Raw genomic sequence first — 17,365 nt, 5'->3', positions numbered from 1 at the left:
TTGAACCTGTTTCACTCTGCCAAAGTGGCGTTCTTTCTGAGCCTCACCACATTATTCACACTGCCCACCAGCGCGGTGGCCGCCACTCCGTTAAGCGATAACTGGTTTCAGGTTGAAATGATGCTGGTCGCCTATCGTAATAACAGCGACATCGACCAGGAATACTGGCCCAAAGTCATCCTCGACAGCCAGTCGCTCTTTGCAACGATGACACCCAAGTCCAGACGCCTTGACCCGGTCGCCAAACATTACCGTTACCGCCGGCTACAAACGCAGTTTCTCGATGCCATCAAGCTCCCGGTCAGACTACCGGATAGCCTGTGGCAACCCTTGGCACCGCTGTCCAGCCTTAAACTGAAACGGGAAGCCAACCGCATCAACCCACAGGCCGATATGGATGTGGTATGGCACCAAAGCTGGCTGGAACCCGTACAAAGCCAGGAAGGCACCATCGTCCACAAGGTCAACCTGACCGTCGGCGGAGAACCGGAAATCCAGATTACCGGCGGTTTCAGCCTCTACCTCAGCCGCTACCTGCATATTTCGACCGACTTTCATGTGCAACACCTCAGCAGCCAGATGCCCGCCGAGCCACAGTTACAGGCATTCAGCACAGCCATCAATACCGACGGCACATCGACCCCGGCCATACTGGCAAGCCAGCAGCCATTGACCATTCATGGCCTCTACCCGATACGGGCCACCGAGGTTCGTCAGAAACGCCGCATGCGCAGCAAGGAATTGCATTATATCGACCACCCGATGCTGGGCGTTGTATTGATTATTACACCGGTTGAGTTTCCAGACCTGACAGCTGGCGAATAGACTGGCGAGCACAGACGACCGTCACCAAATCATCCGTCACCCCGGGCTTGATCCCGGGGCAGAGGACACACACGAAGCTACGGCACAGACATAACCGGCGGACACCGACAGAGCCGGGAGCCGGCCCTTACAGTGACAACAAGACCGCTGCCAGCAAGTCCCGAACGTCATTCATACCGCTGTCCAGTACCGCCTGAATATCAGCCATGGTAATTTCGGCATCGCTGCGACCCGCCGCCGGGTTCACCACCAGGCAGACGCTGGCGTAGGGTATGCCTAGCTCCCGTGCCAGTACCGCTTCCGGCATACTGGTCATTCCAACCAGGTCACAACCAATACGCTCGAGGTAATTCACTTCGGCGGCGGTCTCCAGCCGTGGGCCTTGGGTCACGCCAACCACGCCATAATCACTCACCGGCGCCGGTAACACCCTGGCGGCTTCAATCAGTGCCTGGCGTAATCCGGCATCAAATGGCTCGGTGAAATCAATATGGTTCAGTGGCTGATAACTGCCGTCAAAAAAGGTGCTTTCCCGCCCCCAGGTCAGATCGATCAGTTGATCCGGAATCACAATGGCCCCTGCGCCCATATCCGGGTGAATCCCCCCGACCGCATTGACGGCGAGAATGGCTTCAGCCCCCAGCTCCTGTAATGCCAACAGGTTGGCACGGTAGTTCACCTTGTGTGGCGGCACCGAATGCGGATGGCCGTGCCGGGCCATAAACAGCACCTCACGCCCTTCCCAGAGACCCTCATGGACACTGCCAGACGGCGTCCCCAGAACGGTATTAATATCATGGCGAGCCGTTACCTCCGGCCCCTCCAGATGAGTCAGGCCAGTACCACCAATAATGCCAATACGCTGATAGGACATGCGAGCGCTCCTGTTAATCAAGCAAAAAAGGGAATGCGCCCGATAGCGGACGCCAAACAGTGTGATTTCAATCAGGATGCGGTCAATACTGCCAGCTCGGCACGAATACGTTCAAGTGACGAATCCGTTGCTGCAGTGGTGCTGGCTGTCGCTGGCAAACATCGCCAATCCGACAGATCCAGCCGTGGCCGTCCTTGTGCCAATGCCTGTTCGACATGCTGTAACACTTCCAGCTCACCAGACTGGCGATTACATACCACCAGCGCGTTGCAACCGGCAGTCATTGCCAGCTCCGCCCGCTGGCGGTAACTGCCATAACTGGCAGCACCTTCCATGGTCAGGTCATCACTGAAGATAACCCCGGAGAATGCCAGCTGTTGTCGTAACAGGGTCAACCAACGGCGGGAAAATCCAGCCGTCTGTGCGCTATCCAATGCCGGATATATGACATGTGCCGGCATCACACCCGCCATGCGCCCGGATGCAATCAGGTGCTGGAAAGGCCGCATGTCATAATCCAGCTGGGCCAGGCTGCGGTAATCAACCGGCAGCTCCCGGTGCGAGTCGGCAATCACTGCGCCATGCCCCGGAAAATGCTTGCCCACGGCTTGCATGCCAGCGGCCGCCATACCATCCACCAGCGCCGCCGCCAGCACGCTGACAACCGCCGCATGGGTGGCAAAAGCCCGATCACCAATCACCTGGGAGCAGCCGCGCTCGATATCCAGCACTGGCGCAAAACTGACGTCCACACCACATGCGGCCAACTCCGTTGCCATCAGCCAGCCAATATCGTGAGCCAGTGTTTGGGCTGCCTCTGGATCGGACTGAAACCACTGCCCCAGCAGTGCCATTGCCGGCAAGCGGGTAAATCCTTCCCGAAAGCGCTGGACGCGGCCCCCCTCTTGATCGACAAACAGAGGCAAATCCGGCCGCAGCTGGCGAACATCGGCCGTCAGCCTCTGCAACTGTTGCGGGTTCTGGTAATTACGTCCAAACAGAATCAGGCCACTCAGAGCTTCCGACTCCAGCACCGGCCAATCTTCTTTCAGCAGTTGTGTCCCCAGCAAGTCGGCCACGACGCCAACTGCTGCGGTATCGTTCAAGACAGCTCGCGACATGGAATCCTCGAAAAACTGTGTGGCTGAATCCACACCGGTGTATCAATGCTCACCTGATCAAACAGGGCCAGCACATCCTGGTTACGCATACGAATACAACCATGGGAGCGGGCAATGCCCATCGGTTCCGAATCCGGTGTGCCGTGAATATAAATATAGCGCCGCATCGAATCCACGCGCCCCATACGATTGAAGCCTATTTCCATGCCCTGTAACCAGAGAATCCGGGTAAGAATCCAGTCCCGGGCCGGATGCCTTGTGGCCAGCTCAGTGGAGTACAGCTCTCCGGTAAAACGTCGCCCGACAAACACCGCATTCTGCGGCAGGCCTCCGCCGATACGGGCGGCAATTCGATGCCAGCCACGCGGCGTACAGCCAGAATTTTCTTGCTCACCAACCCCATTCAGGGCGGTGGATATGGGGTAGACAATACACGTTTGCGGCGTCGTCAGACGTAACTGCTGATCCGCTATCGAGATCTCGATCATGATTCCTTGTCCGTCCGGTCCATTCTTTGCCAAGGTTGCCATATCCTCGTTATTCCAGGTCTATTACATTCGGTCCGGCTGCTAGTCTTGATGAGGTGCCTGAAAGCCGGATGACAAAAAAGGCACCAGCTTGTCGATCACGCCATCGATCCCGGTACTGACACCCAGATCATGCTGCGCCATGGCGGTCAAGGATTCCACCCCGGAGAGCGTAAACACCGTTGCCCCCAGCATAAAGTGAATACGCCAGAAACGCTCTTCATCGCTCAATTCAGGAGAGGCGGCAGTGACCAGCTGCATATAACGCTCAAACACCGCGCCGTACTGGTTACGCAAGAATTTGCGCAAGTGCCCCTGTTCCTGCGAGTAAGCCAACCCCAGCAAGCGCATGAAAATACCCAGCCGCCGGGCGTTGCCACCTCCGGCAGCCATGGAAGTTTCAGCCAGCAGCCGCAACAGTGCCCCCAGTTCCGGAGACTTGCCCGCCAGGCCATGTTCATAACCTCTCAAGGCCTTGCCAAGGTCGTCGCAGAACGGCGTCAGAAAGCGGGCAAAAACGGCCTGGATCAACTCTTTTTTAGAGCCGAAGTGATAATTCACCGCTGCCAGGTTGACCCCGGCTCGCGTGGTAATATTCCGCAACGAGGTTTCTGCAAAACCTCGTTCAGAAAACAGCTCCTCAGCAGAATCCAGAATACTTTTAGCGGTGTCTTTTTGAGCCATCAGAGCCATATTCCCAGCCTACAAGTTGGTTTTAAACATACGTTTAAAACAACACCCATGCAAGATGAAGACAGCTAAGTCATTCATATCCAGTGGAAATTCATTCAGGAATAACAGGCAACAGCGCCTGTATTGGCAGCGGTTAAAACACTGGGAAAGGAACGAGAGGAACAACACAAGCCCGGCTGACAGCCGCCGCGGGCTTGTTTATATCAGCCCGGTACCTGTTCGGCATCCTGGGCAGCCCAGAACTGTTTCTTGCGATAAATGGTCGAGGCGCTGATATCCAGCATCGCCGCAGCCTTGGGAATATTGCCGTGATAATGGTTTATGGCCCTTTCGATAATGCGCTTTTCTTCGAGCCATAACGGCAACACCGGGGCTTCAACCGCAACCGGGGCTGTTGCTGCTGTTATTGCCGGAACCACCTCGGGTATGGTCGCAGCACGGGGAGCTGGCGCTTTTTCCTGCTGCTGGAAAAAGTCGGGCAAATGCCCCGTTTCTATTTGTCGCCCCTGGTTCAGCACCACCATATTACGCAATACATTGGCCAGTTCCCGTACGTTGCCGGGCCAGCGATAACTCATCAAGCGCTCTTCAACACCACGACTGATACTCTGGAAGGACTTGCCTTCATCTTCGTTAAACAGCCGCAAAAACGCGTTGGCTATACGTAAAATATCCTGTCCGCGTTCCCGCAATGGTGGCATATGGACCGGAATCACATTCAGCCGATAAAACAGATCCTCACGGAAACGTCCGGCCCGGACTTCAGTCAGGGGATCGCGATTGGTGGCACAGACAAACCGCACATCAACCGTGACTTCCTGATTGGAGCCAACCGCCTGAAACGTCCCCAACTGGATAAACCGCAGCAACTTGCTCTGCAAGGACAGCGGCATTTCGCCAATTTCATCCAGAAACAGGGTGCCGCCATGCGCACGCTGGGCCGCGCCTTCACGGTTCTGGCTGGCACCGCTGAAAGCACCCTTGATATGCCCAAAGATCTCACTTTCCATAAGCTCCAACGGAATCGCCGCGCAGTTCAGCGCGATAAACGGCTTCTTGCTGCGAGGGCTTTCCCGGTGCAGCGCTTCAGCGCACAACTCCTTGCCGGTACCACTCTCTCCGGTAATAAACACCGTCGCCTTGCTGGATGCTGCACTTTCAATGATGCGATACACCGCCTGCATCGGAAGGGATGCTCCCACCATATTGTAGAAATGACTGCGGTCGAAGGTCTTTTCATAGGTCTCGACCAATGAGCTGAGCTGGACTGTTTTCAGTACCTGCTGCAAGGTGTGCTGCAAGCGGGTTTTATCAAACGGCTTGGTCAGAAAATCGTTGGCTCCCAGACGCATGGCATCAACCGCCACTTCCACGGTGCTGTGCGCGGTAATAATCACCACCGGCAACTGCTGATCCCGTTCACGCAGGGTTTTCAATACCTCCAGACCAGAGATATCCGGTAATTGCACATCCATAACCGCCAGCTGAAAACGATGACGATGCAGCGCATCGATGGCATCTGTGCCGGTATACACCACGGTGACGTCAAACAGATGTTCCAGATACGTCGCATAAACCATGGCCGTTGATTGACTGTCTTCGACCAATAGCAGCCTGGGCAGTGATATTGATTTGGTCATCCGTTGTCTCTCTATTCAGCCTATTCAGCAGCCATCGACTGCATGTAGTTGCGATAACATTCCAGCGTTTGCCGGACCAGTAACATCAGTTCCTGAGTCGCGCTGATTACCCGCGCAAAATCCGCTGCATTGCCATAACACAGCTGCTCCAGCTGTTGCGCTGCCTGTTGCAGCGCCAGAGCACCAAACACCGCCGAACTGCTTTTCAGGGCATGGGCCTGACTCCCCAGTTCCTGCGGGTTATTGCTCTCCAGCGCGCGATCCAGATCGTCCATCCGCCGGGTCAGCTCGGCAATAAAGCTGTTCAGCATCCGTGGTAACGCCTGCAAAGATGTTTCGGCGGCCAGCTTTTCCAGCGTTGCCTTGTGCAGCAGTCGCGCGTCCAGCTCTGCCTGCGCCGCGGCCTGACGGGCCACACTGGCAGCATGACCCGGTGCATCGTCTGGCACTGCCTCAGGCGGTGTATCGTGCAGCTGTTGATGCTGATACACCTGTCGGTTGATAACGGCCAGCAGGTTTTTGGTAAAAAAGGGCTTGCTGACAAAGTCATTCATGCCGGCGGCCAGGCACCGTTGCATTTCGCTTTTCTCGGCATTGGCGGTCAGAGCAACCACGGGAATATGCTGATTTGTACCGGGGCAAGCCCTGAGCCGGGTCACCGCAGCAATGCCATTCATCACCGGCATATGCAAATCCATCAGCACAATATCGTAATGACCCACTTCCAGCGCCTGCAAGGCTTCAACACCGTTACAGGCATGATCGACCTGATAACCCGACTTGGTCAGTATTCCGCCCAGTACAATCCGGTTCGCTTCGATATCTTCCACAATCAGGATACGGTTATGGCTGCCCGTCACGGTCGCAGTCTGGCTGGGCGTTGCCGCTTCATCGCAGGCTTGCCCGCGCAGCAGACGTTCAATTTTCTGATATGACAGGGGTTTGTACAGCACGCTTTCCTGTTCAGAACAGGGGACAGATTGATCCTGCCCCAATCGGGTCAGCCGCACCTTGCTTATGGCCAGCTGCTGATACCAGTCGAGTTCTTGTCCTGTGGCTGGCAGTTCGGCCTCATCGATCAATACCACCTCGGTCGACGTCGGCTGGCGCTCCTGCTGGCTGGCTTTGAAGTGCGCCAGGGAAGCAAACGCCGACAGGGCAACCTCCAGCGGTTGTACACACTCTGCAATTGCCTGCTGCAACGCCTCGTTGCCGGTAACCAGAATCACGCGGCGGAATTGCAAGGGTGGCGGTGTGGCCTGCCGGATCATTTCGAAGGAACGTAGCGGCACAGTAAAACGGAATACACTGCCCAGATTCGGGGTTGAGCTGACATCCACCGTGCCTCCCATCCAGACAACCAAACGTTTGACAATCGCCAACCCCAGGCCAATGCCTCCGGCGCGGGTATCCTCTCGGGCATGGACCTGCTCAAACTCATGAAAAACATCTTTCAACTGGGCTGCCGGAATACCACGACCGGTATCATGGATGGATATCGCCAGGCACGATGTCTGCCCGGTGCCTGGCACCAGGGCGATTTTAAGGCGAATCAATCCTTTGTCGGTAAACTTGATGGCGTTATCCACCAGGTTTCGAATCACCTGGATCGTATGATCAACATCAAACTCTGCCCGACAGGGCACGCCGTTTTCGATCTGGCAAAACAGCTCAACCTGATCGGTATCGAGCTTGCTTTCCAGTGTGGTGAGCAAGCAGCTGGTCATATCGGCCAGATCAACCGTTGCATAATCCGTGTGCAAGTTGCCTGCTTCAATCCGGGAAAAATCCAGAATTTCATTAATCACCGCCAGCAAGCTGCTCCCGGCAGTATCAGCAATGGTCAATAAACGCCGCTGGCTGGCCGATAAGGATTCCAGCTCCAGTAACTGCAAGATCCCCATCACGGCGTTGAGTGGCGAGCGTATTTCATGACTCATATGGGACAGGAAGCGGGACTTGGCCTGACTGGCGAGTTCTGCGGTTTCTTTCGCCGCTATCAACTGGGCCTGATTGTTTTTCTGCTCGGAGATATTGCGTACAAACGCCGTAAAATAGGTGTTTTTCTGGCTCTTGAAGATAACAGAAGAGACCTCGACCGGTATACGCTCCCCGGCCCGGGTCAGCATAACGGTTTCCCGTCGAGCCCCTTGCCCATAGTACTGTTTTGCACTTAACAAGGCTTTCCGTCGCGCCAGATGGCCATCGATCAGCTCTTCTGGCACCAGGGTCTCTTCCACTTTTTTACCAATGATGTCCTCACGCCGCCAGCCAAAAATCAGCTCCGCCGCGCTACTGAATTCGATGATATTACCCTGCTTGTTCAGCGTAATCATGGCATCCAGGCTGGCCTCGTAAACGGCGGATTTGATCGCATCCTCTTCTCTCGCCTGGGCCAGCTTCTCCACCATGTCGTTAAACGACTGGACGGTAACGGCCAACTCATCCCGGCCATTCACCGGTAATGGCTCGACCATTTCTCCTTTCGACAGACGCTGGGCCTGCCGGGTCAGGTGCGACAAGGTGCGGGTCAGGTAACAGCCCAGAATCCATGAAACCAGCGCAACCATAAATAATTCGGCCAATGCGATCCCGATCAGCCGCGTTTTTGATTCACTAATCAGAAAACCCAGTCCGGTTGTTGATATGCCCAGCTGTATGGTGCCCAGATAAATATCCTCTTCGAACACCTGATAGTCGACATCCAACATGCCATCGTGAATATCGCCAAAATTAAGGTCGCGCTGAAAGTTCCAGTCATGCTTTTCAGGGACACCGGCACTGGCCAGAATACCGCGCTGATCGAGTATCCTGACGTATTCAATATTGCCCTGCGCCATCAGCTGATCGACCATCTCGTTCAGAGTGGCCAGATCGGTGGCGATCAGGGCATTTTCGACCTGGGTGCCAAACAGGCCAACGGTTTCTTGCGCTCGGGTTTCCAGCGCCTGCTGATTGGACAGGGTCAGGATCTGCATGGCCTGCCACACCAGCAATATCAGAAAGACTGCTTCAATAGCCGCGACGCCAACAATGGTTTTCAGTTTCAAGGACATCGAGTGCTACCTGTCGGAAGGTTGAATATGTAACGCCCTGACATCATTCCAGTCGGCGTATTGGGCGGCGATAAAGCCTTCCATTCCCAAAGCCTCGAGGGTGGTGTCGATACCAGGTTCATGCGGCAATTCAGTAAACGCCGCCACCAGCCGTTGACGCAGTGCCGGTGACAGCCGTGGATGAGCCGCAATGGCGTGAGGGGTATAACCGGGCGAGGTCCACAAGACCCTCAGCTGGTCCTTGATTGAGGTATCCAGCAGATTAAAGGTACGGATAATGCCGCCTCCCGCCGGGTAAAACCCTGCCGCAACGGCCTGATAAACCGCATCATGAGAGCCAACATACTGGCTGCCAAAATCGATGCCTTTCAGGCCCAGACTGGCCTGCGTCAGCAAAGTGGCGGCAAAGGCTCCCACCGATGGAAATGCCAGCGTCTGCCCGTGCAGTTCGTCCAGCCGGGTCAAGGTCGACGCCTGGTTTACAACAATAATGCCCTTGATCTGCCTGTTCTGTACCCGCACCAGGGGCACATAACCCGGGTCATCGGCAAACACCGTCAGGTGATACGGACTCATATACGCAATGTCGTACAGGCCATCGCGCACACGTTGCTCAAAGGCCGGGATATTGGGTGCCGTGGCGAAGCGTATTGCCACCCCTGTCTCGTCACTGATGACGCGCAGCAAGGGCGTCCATTCCCGCAACATTCTGGTCACCGCTTGTTGCGGCACCACACCGAATGTCAGCGTTGCTGTCTGTGTTTCTGCCGCTGCAGCGGTGACCACCGGAGCCTCTGAAGCCGCTGCCGTCGCCGTCGCCGTCGCCGTTAACAGGGTCATGCCGGCCGCCACTGCCATCGTTACGCCGGTCAACAGCCATATCACTCCCACGCGTAACCATTGTTTCATCATGACTTGTTGCCTCATCAAGGTTGTTTGTCCGGCAATATCTGACCCAAAACACTCACCTACCGATTGTGTTGCTATAAACCACAAGCCAATCGTTCTCTCCGACCTGCCGTGCCCTCGCCATCAAGGGCGCCCTTCCACACCATCGGGTGGTGTGCTGATCCAGACATCCGACGCCGCCGCTGGCAGTGTGACCCGAAACGGCGGCTCAAATGGTTCCAGAGCATTCATTGCCGGGTCATCCGCACTGGCAACCGATTCTGCTGCCCGCAAAGGCAGGGTTGGTTTGCAGGTCAGCTCAGCGGGACTCAGCAATGATTCCAGCAGCGACTCCAGCTCGGCCTGCTCCAGGGCAGACAAGGCTAGCTGGCTCAGCTGGTCTTTCAAGACAAGATACGCCAGGGTTTCGACCAACCCGGATTCGTTCAACTCCGAGGGAGTTTCACAACAAATTGTGCCCAGCCCATCACTGTCAAAAGGCGGAGCAATCAGCACACCCAGCGTGGCAAAGGTCTGGTCGTACAAATCCCCGACCAGAGGCGCTACCTGATCAATCAGATTAAACTGGTCGGTGGTCCCCGCAGGGCACGAACAATTCAGGTCAAGACTGGTCGGGTCCAGCGGATCGGTGAGCAATGGCGTCACATTCAGCAGACACCCGGTGTATGCCGGGACACTCATGTCTTCCACCGTCAGCTCCTCGCAGGGCAACCCGGTCATAACGCTCTGGGAGTGCCAGCGCGACTGCACGTCGTCCAGATCAAAGTCACATTGCTCCGGACTCTCCCGGTACAAAAAACCCGGCAAACCATCGCTGCCTGGCCCCACCGCATAATTCGCTCCGCCTTGCAGGGCGTTCAAATAGCTGACATTACCGCTCCGGTTCAAGCGGGATGCTCCCTGATTGTCGGTCAGTTCATCACTGACACTTTTGATACACGGATCACCCTGACAGCTGGCGCTATCGAAATACACCGCTTCCCGGCTGGAGAACCGATCATCCCGGATGCCAATCAGCACCCGTCCCAACGGATCGGTGCTACGGTCGATATAGGCCAGCAAGGGCGCTTCGTGCTCATCATAGGCCACAGGCTCTCCCAGCAGCCGGCCTTGCTGGTCCAGTACCTTGGGGGTCATGTTCTGTTGCTGCACCTTGTGTTTGAACAACGCATCACGAATTGCTACCAGCCCCACCAGAGACCCTAATATCAAAATAGTCGTAATTAGCAGTAATTCCATGGTAATCACGAATCCTTGCTGCCGTTTTGGCGATGCCTGACTCATAACGCCCTCCATCATCAGGTGTATTGAGAGTGGTAGAATCAAAGCGAGACGCCCAATTCCTGAAACAACCGGTATATTTTGTGAACAGCAGGAAAGACCACCAGCACCCCAAACACAGGAAAGGCCACCAGTAACATCGGGAACAATGACACCAGGCTGCGGCGGGCAATCAGCTTGCGCACCCATTGCTGCTGACGAGTACTCATGGACTCCGCAAACGCCCGCAGGCTTTCACACAAGGGAACCCCCATGCGACTGCCCATCTGCACCAGAGCGGCCAGCCGTTCGATTTCAAGGCAGGGCAAACGGAACCGGAGCGCATCAAAGGCATCGTCCTGCGAGACTCCCAATTCAATTTCCCGCATCACCAACCCCAGCTCCATCACCAGCACATCATCCTTGCGATGACACACATCGATGCTGGTTTTCAGCGCCTGCGGCAAGCTCACTCCCGCCGCCAGATAGGCAGCCAGCATGTCGATAAAAAACGGCAGTCGCTGCCGTACTTCGGCAACACGCTGGCCCCGCAACAACAACAAAACCAGTAACGGCAAGCTGGTCGCCAGCATGCCCACCAGCAAGGCCAGCGGCCACACCAGACCAAACTCGTTCAGGGTCAGTAAAAACGTCAGCGGCATCAGAATCAGACTCGACGGCACAAACCAGAGTGCAACGCCATCCGGGGACAGCCCGGCTTGCCGTACCAGCTTGCGCGGGGCGATCCAGTGGTTGGTGTACAGCAGTGAATGATCGGCATCCAGCCTGGCCCTGCCTTGTAGCGGCAGCCCCCAGATCACCATCGCGCCCAGCAGGATGGTGACCAGCAGTCCCAGTAATAACGCATCAATCAGATTCATGGACGTCATAGACTTTGCCTCGCCAGGTAACGTAGCCAGAAGAACCCCAGCAGCTGGGTCAGTACCGCCAGTACCACCAGTGTTGGCCCTTTCGGATGCTCAACAATCAGGGTCAGCCAGGTTGGATCTTTCCACTGGAAAACCAGAATCAACAGGTAGGGAAACAAGCCGATAAAAACCGATGCCGACAGCAGGCTGGACAGCCCGGTGCGGATTTCGGCACGGGTATCCAGTCGCCGCTTGAGCAGGTTGCGTACCGATCGAATCAGGGTTAGCGGGTCGCCGCCGGTGTTCCAGCTGGAGTCAACTGCCGCCGTAAACGCCCGCACCCCTTCATTGGGGTAACGCTGGTTCAGCAAACTGAAGGACTGATCGGCACTGAGTCCGCCATCCAGACGATGCAGAACCCGCTGCATTTCCAGACGAAACGCCCCTTTGGATGAGTGGGCCACCGTCCGCAAACCGTCGGTGATGGGCACCCCCACCATCAGCGATGCCGACATCAATTCCATGGCTTCGTACAGTTGTTGTTCAAACCGGTTCTGCTGGAACGCCAGGCCATCTTTCATAACAATGACCGCCAGAATAACCACACCGGTGGCGGCACCGGTGGCGGCCAGATAATGCGTCGGAAACAGCGTCAGCATCGCCAGCAGTACCGCAGCAGCCACCAGAAACACACCGGTCCCCAGCAGCAGCACGCCAAAACGAATACCAAGCGTGCTCAAGCGCTGGTTCATGCGGTGCTGCCAGCGATGAAAACCGGAACGCTGTTCCGTCGCACCGATTGTCAGACAGGATTCCGACCAGGCCCGGTCACGCAGAAAGAAGAACAGCCCGCCGGAGATCAGACTGACCAGTGCCGCCAACAATACGCCCAGATAATCAATCATTGCCTCACCTCTGCTAACTCCTCGGCCCATAGGTCGATGTCGTTTCATAAGTCGTTTTATTGATCGTGGCGGACGCCGCCTGAAAGCGGATTTCCAGTTCGGTACGAGTATCCGACTGGGTCAGGGTGGCAATGCTGGCGATACGCCGATGACCATCGGCATCCCGCTGCAGATGAACGATCACATCGATCGCTGACGCGATCATTTGCTGGATCATGGCCGGGGGCATCGTCGGCAGGCTTTTCAGTGCCAGATATTCAAACCGGTTAAGCACATCTCTGGGGCTGTTGGCATGCACGGTGGTCATGCTGCCATCGTGGCCGACGTTCATGGCCTGCAGCATGTCGAACACTTCATCCCCTCGCACCTCACCGACAATGATGCGGTCTGCCCGCATCCGTAACGCCGTTTTGAGCAAGTCAGTCAGGCGGATAACACCAAGCCCTTCACCATTTCCCAGCCGGGATTCAAGCGTCACGACATGGGGGTGATCCAGCGTCAGTTCCTGGGTTTCTTCAATGGTGATAATCCGTTCGGTCAAGGGAATCTGGCCCGACAACACATTCAGCAGACTGGTCTTGCCCGCCGAAGAGCCTCCGGCAATCACCATGTTTGCGCCCTGGCAGATAGCATCCGATAAATAGGCCCACATCGCCGGGGTCATAAAGTCTCGTTCGATCAGGTCGTCCGACGTCAGCGGTGTCAGCCGGAAACGACGAATGGAGATCACCGGGCCACGGGGAGACGGCGGCGCAATCACGGCATTCAGGCGGCTGCCATCGCTCAGCCGGGCATCCACAATCGGGTTGCCCATATCAATATGCCGCCCCTGCTGGCTCAGAATCCGGTTCAGAAAGCGCAACAAATGGTCATTGCCATCAAAAGCGACACTGGTGCGCTCCAGACGGCCGTTGCGATCAACCCAGATATCGTTATAGCCGTTGATCAGAATGTCGGATATCCGTGGGTCCAGCATCAGCTCGGTAATTGGCCCCAGCCCCTGGATTTCATCGGCCACGGTGCCCAATAACTGGCTGCGCACCCCGTCCGCCAATGCACGGCCATGGCTTGCCAGCAAGTCATCCAGATGCTCTTGCAGATGTCGAATCAGGGCCACCCGATCCACCACCGAGTGTTCGGACACACCTTCCAGCCCTTCCAGCACCCGCCGATGCAGTCGGCGGCGCAGGTGGCTGTATTCTTCCGATGCCAGTGGAATCAGCGCTTCATCCATCCTCTCGGCCTGGGTCATAAGGACACCTCCATCTCCAGGCTCATTTGCAGATACTGGTAGCAAACAGGGTGGTATGACAGCCCGGTCAGACGGCCTCTGGAGGCCCGATGATCCGGCTTGATCGCCAATGCCTGGCTGTAATGGCTGCACGCCAGATCCGGATGGGATTGTGCTTCCTGTACCAGCCCTTGCAGATACTGAATGCGCCAGGCTGGAGACCCCAACCGACCGGCCTGTTCCAATAATTGCTCGGCCTGCACATAATCACCCGACACATAGCGGACGGCGGCCAGACCTTCCCTGATTTCCGGGTAATCCGGGGATTGCATCAACGCTTCTTCCAACAGGCTGCCTGCCAACCGCAAGTTGCCTTGCTCCAGTGCAATCCGGCTGCGAAGCAGACGGGCCTCCGGCCGCGGACTGGGCAGCCAGACCAGCTGATCCAGCAGCTCCTGGGCAGCATTAACATCACCAACGCGGTAGTGCATCACCGCCGCCGCCATCCGGATACGTTCATGATAAGGGTGCAGCAACACCAGCTCATCCAGCGCACGCAGGTGGCGCAAACAGTCACGGACACCCGATCGCTGGCTTGATGGATCCACACAACCGCTACTGAAATCCTCCGATGACTGCAAGGCAGCCAACTGCCGGGTCAGGGCTTCTTCCGGGGCATAATCGGTTTGGGACTCAGGAGACATGGATGCACACCCCGTCAGCAATAATCCCACCAAGGCCAGCTTCAGAGTTGTTATAACAGGCGTTGCAGGCTTCATGGTCGTGCCTCCCCGGAGATAGAAGAATGATGATTCAACGGCATGGGGTTGACTGCCCATTGCAGCAATTCACTGCTGTCGGCAAATTCCCACAAGGCCGTCTGATGCAAAGGCTCCCGTACAATGGTCGGCGTCACCACAATCACCAGTTCACGGTCGCGATAGCTGGACACATCGGAGCTGAACAGTTTGCCCAGGAATGGAATCTGCGACAGGAACGGCAACGACTGGTTACTCTCGGACTGATCCCGCGATACCAGGCCACCCAATATCAGTGGCTGGCCATCACGCAGCCGGGTTGACGTATTGATACTGCGGACATCAAAGGCCGTGGTGTCCAGTGTCGAACCGGTACTGTCGGTAATGTGCTGGGACAGCGCAGTATCCGGCGTGGAGACACTGGGGTTCAGCTGCAAGGCGATATGATCGGTCTCATCGATCACCGCACTGACAGTGAGCTCGATACCGTATGACTTGAACTCGGTACTGCTTAACAGCGCGTCACCCAGTGCACTGCTATCGGTACTTTGACCAAAGTTCGTGTAGGTCGTCCGGATTGGAACTTCCCCACCCACCTGAATGGTACCGGTGTCTCCGGACATCAAGGTGATTGTTGGTTTCGACAAGGTGCGGGAAATGCCTTCTGATTCCAGCATCGAAAACAGCGCATTTAACGACGCCTGTTGCCCGGCGATCTGCAACTGCCCGGACAAGGCCCCGTTAAAGATATTCAGCGCGGTCTCCAGACTGTCGTTGCCCAGAGCCGTCGACGTATCGGCAGCATTGGAGCTCAGACCAATGCCCGGCTGCCACTCTTTCAGACGACTGAGACTGACCTCATACATCTGCACCGAGACCCGTAACTGGGGAATGTCTTTCACCCGGATCATCGACAGCACCCGGCCACCGGCAATGGACAGTACATTGGCCCGCGACAGCTCGGCCGTTGTTGCCTGAACAATGCCCTGATTGGTGCCACCCTGGGGCGACGACACCACACGACCCGCTTCGTCGGCATAAATCTGAATCAGGCTGTTGAGCAAGATTTCATCCTCATCCGGGCGAATAAACAGACGCGACACCACCGCCAATACCCGCGACAGCTCAGCCTGTGTTTGTACTTCGCCCTCCAGCATCAAGGTATCGTCCTCGCCATTAAAACGGGCCTGCTGCCGAATGCGCCGCACCCTGACGGAATCCGTGCCGATTTCCTTCAGGGCACGGCCAATACGATCTTCAATTTTCTCCGCCTGATGACGGACACGGATCAGGTTGATCAGCGGTAACGAGTTCTGGTAGATATCGGCCAACGGCGCATCATTCACCAGCCCCTGGTTAACCAGCCCGCCCTGACGCTGCAAATAACGGGATACCGCCCGCTCGGCGGTGTCTTTCTGATGCTGATAACCCACACTGCCACTGAGCAGCAAGACCTGGCGGTCCGGTGCCGCTTCGATACGAATATTGGCGTCGATATTTTTTAATGCAGTCTCCAGAAACGACAGATCGGCCGTGACACTCAACATATAGGCATGGCTGCTGCCATCCACGAACCACACCATCATGCTGGTCTTGCCGACGTCTTTGGCCAACACCAGCAATTCTTTTTCATTCAGTACATCGATCTCGGCGATCGCCTCCTGCCCTACCGCAACGCGGCGCAATTCCCGGTTAAAGACAAAACGAACATGTGTCCAGCGCATCAATTCATCGATTTTTTCCGAGCGCTCACCATTGGCTTGCTCAATGTAGTTCAGTGGGTTGCTGGTATCGGCCACCACAGGTAATGACACCAGTACCAGGGTCGCCAACAGCGAAAAAAAGTATTTCATGACATAGCTCCTGGCTGCCTGAGTGAACGACAGGAATCGCCGCCCTGATACAGTTCAATCCGGCGATAATGGGAATGTTGAGGCGGATAATCGTGATAATCCCCCGTCCGCAGCGGTCGGCCCTGAATACTGATCTGGATGCGACGGATGCCGAAGGTCGACAGGTACTGGTACACCGCCAGCGCCCGCTGGTAAGCCAGCTTGCGGTTATAAAGTTCATCACCACGTATATCGGTTGTCGCCAGAATCAGAATGGCTTCATCACGGTTTTTATTAAGCTTGGCCCAGGCCAGCAGGTGCTCAACTTCTGCGGCTTTTACTTCTGCCTTATCGGTATCGAATGCGTTGTAACCCAGATAAACCAAACGCTGGATGTCCACCGCGGTTGCCTGTGACGGACTGGCTTCATCCGGTAAATGCACCGAGCAATAAATCATCGGCGTTGTGACCGCATCCTGATCCAGCCGGGTTTCACAGACCTGAAAGCCGTTTTCCCTGCGGCAGTCCAGCTCATGCGGTGGCGTAAACACCTGCTCACGATGCCCTGTTGCAGGTATCGTAACCGGGTAAGTAGCAGGGTAAGACGTCTCACCGGCGGCGTTGACAGGCACAATGACAGACAAGACACCCAGTCCGATCACGATCATCTGTTGAATAAAGTTCGGCACATCAACCCCCTTCTGTTGAATGTAGTCAGAGGGTGTTTGCAGGACGCATACCAACTAGAATTTTAAATTTTTATCTTAAAATTCAATAACTTATAATTATCGAAATACAACCGCACAGCGATTACTCAAATTGCATTGCAAAATGCGAAACCAGCCAGAGCGAATCGCAATATGCG

15 protein-coding genes are annotated in these 17,365 nt (G+C 56.0%); 1 reads left to right on the top strand and 14 read right to left on the bottom strand.

What is annotated here, in order from left to right; all coding sequences use genetic code 11:
• On the top strand, nt 1-825 hold the full coding sequence (locus Q4551_RS04275; RefSeq protein WP_303431976.1) for a CsiV family protein: 825 nt from the start codon (nt 1-3) through the stop codon (nt 823-825).
• A gap of 127 nt (nt 826-952) precedes the next feature.
• Here Q4551_RS04275 and Q4551_RS04270 read toward each other — a convergent pair whose 3' ends face one another.
• The 14 genes from Q4551_RS04270 to Q4551_RS04205 all read right to left on the bottom strand — a co-directional run bounded on the left by Q4551_RS04270 (nt 953) and on the right by Q4551_RS04205 (nt 17,189).
• On the bottom strand, nt 953-1,699 hold the full coding sequence (locus Q4551_RS04270; RefSeq protein WP_303431975.1) for an S-methyl-5'-thioinosine phosphorylase: 747 nt from the start codon (nt 1,697-1,699) through the stop codon (nt 953-955).
• A 71-nt stretch (nt 1,700-1,770) separates the two neighbouring features.
• Nucleotides 1,771-2,820, bottom strand: a complete 1,050-nt coding sequence (gene nagZ, locus Q4551_RS04265; RefSeq protein WP_303431974.1) for a beta-N-acetylhexosaminidase — start codon at nt 2,818-2,820, stop codon at nt 1,771-1,773.
• A complete protein-coding gene (locus Q4551_RS04260) occupies nt 2,802-3,350 on the bottom strand; it encodes a L,D-transpeptidase (RefSeq protein ID WP_303431973.1) in 549 nt (182 codons plus the stop codon). The genes nagZ and Q4551_RS04260 overlap by 19 nt, the downstream gene beginning before the upstream one ends.
• A gap of 39 nt (nt 3,351-3,389) precedes the next feature.
• Nucleotides 3,390-4,040: a TetR/AcrR family transcriptional regulator gene (locus Q4551_RS04255; RefSeq protein ID WP_368501365.1), complete on the bottom strand. Its 651-nt coding sequence runs from the start codon at nt 4,038-4,040 to the stop codon at nt 3,390-3,392.
• 203 nt (nt 4,041-4,243) lie between these two features.
• On the bottom strand, nt 4,244-5,680 hold the full coding sequence (locus tag Q4551_RS04250) for a sigma-54 dependent transcriptional regulator (protein WP_303431972.1): 1,437 nt from the start codon (nt 5,678-5,680) through the stop codon (nt 4,244-4,246).
• 20 nt (nt 5,681-5,700) lie between these two features.
• Nucleotides 5,701-8,736, bottom strand: coding sequence for a response regulator (locus tag Q4551_RS04245; RefSeq protein WP_303431971.1), 3,036 nt, complete (start codon nt 8,734-8,736; stop codon nt 5,701-5,703).
• Between the two features lie 6 nt (nt 8,737-8,742).
• Nucleotides 8,743-9,648 (bottom strand): phosphate/phosphite/phosphonate ABC transporter substrate-binding protein, encoded by a 906-nt coding sequence (locus Q4551_RS04240; protein WP_303431970.1) that lies wholly within the window; start codon nt 9,646-9,648, stop codon nt 8,743-8,745.
• 120 nt (nt 9,649-9,768) lie between these two features.
• Nucleotides 9,769-10,929, bottom strand: coding sequence for a hypothetical protein (locus tag Q4551_RS04235; RefSeq protein WP_303431969.1), 1,161 nt, complete (start codon nt 10,927-10,929; stop codon nt 9,769-9,771).
• A gap of 38 nt (nt 10,930-10,967) precedes the next feature.
• The gene (locus Q4551_RS04230) at nt 10,968-11,795 is read right to left on the bottom strand and encodes a type II secretion system F family protein (protein ID WP_303431968.1); all 828 of its coding nucleotides are present in this window, start codon (nt 11,793-11,795) and stop codon (nt 10,968-10,970) included.
• Nucleotides 11,792-12,679, bottom strand: a complete 888-nt coding sequence (locus Q4551_RS04225) for a type II secretion system F family protein (RefSeq protein WP_303431967.1) — start codon at nt 12,677-12,679, stop codon at nt 11,792-11,794. The genes Q4551_RS04230 and Q4551_RS04225 overlap by 4 nt, the downstream gene beginning before the upstream one ends.
• A 13-nt stretch (nt 12,680-12,692) precedes the next feature.
• Nucleotides 12,693-13,931, bottom strand: coding sequence for a CpaF family protein (locus Q4551_RS04220; RefSeq protein ID WP_303431966.1), 1,239 nt, complete (start codon nt 13,929-13,931; stop codon nt 12,693-12,695).
• Nucleotides 13,928-14,689, bottom strand: coding sequence for a M48 family metallopeptidase (locus tag Q4551_RS04215; RefSeq protein ID WP_303431965.1), 762 nt, complete (start codon nt 14,687-14,689; stop codon nt 13,928-13,930). Before Q4551_RS04215 ends, Q4551_RS04220 begins: the two co-directional genes overlap by 4 nt.
• Complete coding sequence (locus Q4551_RS04210) at nt 14,686-16,521, bottom strand: pilus assembly protein N-terminal domain-containing protein (protein WP_303431964.1); 1,836 nt, start codon at nt 16,519-16,521, stop codon at nt 14,686-14,688. Before Q4551_RS04210 ends, Q4551_RS04215 begins: the two co-directional genes overlap by 4 nt.
• On the bottom strand, nt 16,518-17,189 hold the full coding sequence (locus tag Q4551_RS04205) for an OmpA family protein (RefSeq protein WP_303431963.1): 672 nt from the start codon (nt 17,187-17,189) through the stop codon (nt 16,518-16,520). Before Q4551_RS04205 ends, Q4551_RS04210 begins: the two co-directional genes overlap by 4 nt.
• Nucleotides 17,190-17,365: the final 176 nt, after the last annotated feature.

It is taken from the genome of Oceanobacter sp. 5_MG-2023, assembly GCF_030548165.1.
In the GTDB taxonomy this organism is placed as follows: domain Bacteria; phylum Pseudomonadota; class Gammaproteobacteria; order Pseudomonadales; family Oceanobacteraceae; genus Oceanobacter.
Note: the sequence above shows the minus strand (reverse complement) of the source record. Positions and strands in the feature narration are given on the sequence as shown.

Coding starts and splice junctions, on each gene's coding strand:
- Q4551_RS04250 (WP_303431972.1), bottom strand. CDS start 5,680: ATGACCAAATCAATATCACTGCCCAGGCTGCTATTGGTCGAAGACAGT.
- Q4551_RS04220 (WP_303431966.1), bottom strand. CDS start 13,931: ATGACCCAGGCCGAGAGGATGGATGAAGCGCTGATTCCACTGGCATCG.
- Q4551_RS04260 (WP_303431973.1), bottom strand. CDS start 3,350: ATGGCAACCTTGGCAAAGAATGGACCGGACGGACAAGGAATCATGATC.
- Q4551_RS04270 (WP_303431975.1), bottom strand. CDS start 1,699: ATGTCCTATCAGCGTATTGGCATTATTGGTGGTACTGGCCTGACTCAT.
- Q4551_RS04230 (WP_303431968.1), bottom strand. CDS start 11,795: ATGACGTCCATGAATCTGATTGATGCGTTATTACTGGGACTGCTGGTC.
- Q4551_RS04225 (WP_303431967.1), bottom strand. CDS start 12,679: ATGATTGATTATCTGGGCGTATTGTTGGCGGCACTGGTCAGTCTGATC.
- Q4551_RS04240 (WP_303431970.1), bottom strand. CDS start 9,648: ATGATGAAACAATGGTTACGCGTGGGAGTGATATGGCTGTTGACCGGC.
- Q4551_RS04215 (WP_303431965.1), bottom strand. CDS start 14,689: ATGAAGCCTGCAACGCCTGTTATAACAACTCTGAAGCTGGCCTTGGTG.
- Q4551_RS04210 (WP_303431964.1), bottom strand. CDS start 16,521: ATGAAATACTTTTTTTCGCTGTTGGCGACCCTGGTACTGGTGTCATTA.
- Q4551_RS04245 (WP_303431971.1), bottom strand. CDS start 8,736: ATGTCCTTGAAACTGAAAACCATTGTTGGCGTCGCGGCTATTGAAGCA.
- Q4551_RS04235 (WP_303431969.1), bottom strand. CDS start 10,929: ATGAGTCAGGCATCGCCAAAACGGCAGCAAGGATTCGTGATTACCATG.
- nagZ (WP_303431974.1), bottom strand. CDS start 2,820: ATGTCGCGAGCTGTCTTGAACGATACCGCAGCAGTTGGCGTCGTGGCC.
- Q4551_RS04255 (WP_368501365.1), bottom strand. CDS start 4,040: ATGGCTCTGATGGCTCAAAAAGACACCGCTAAAAGTATTCTGGATTCT.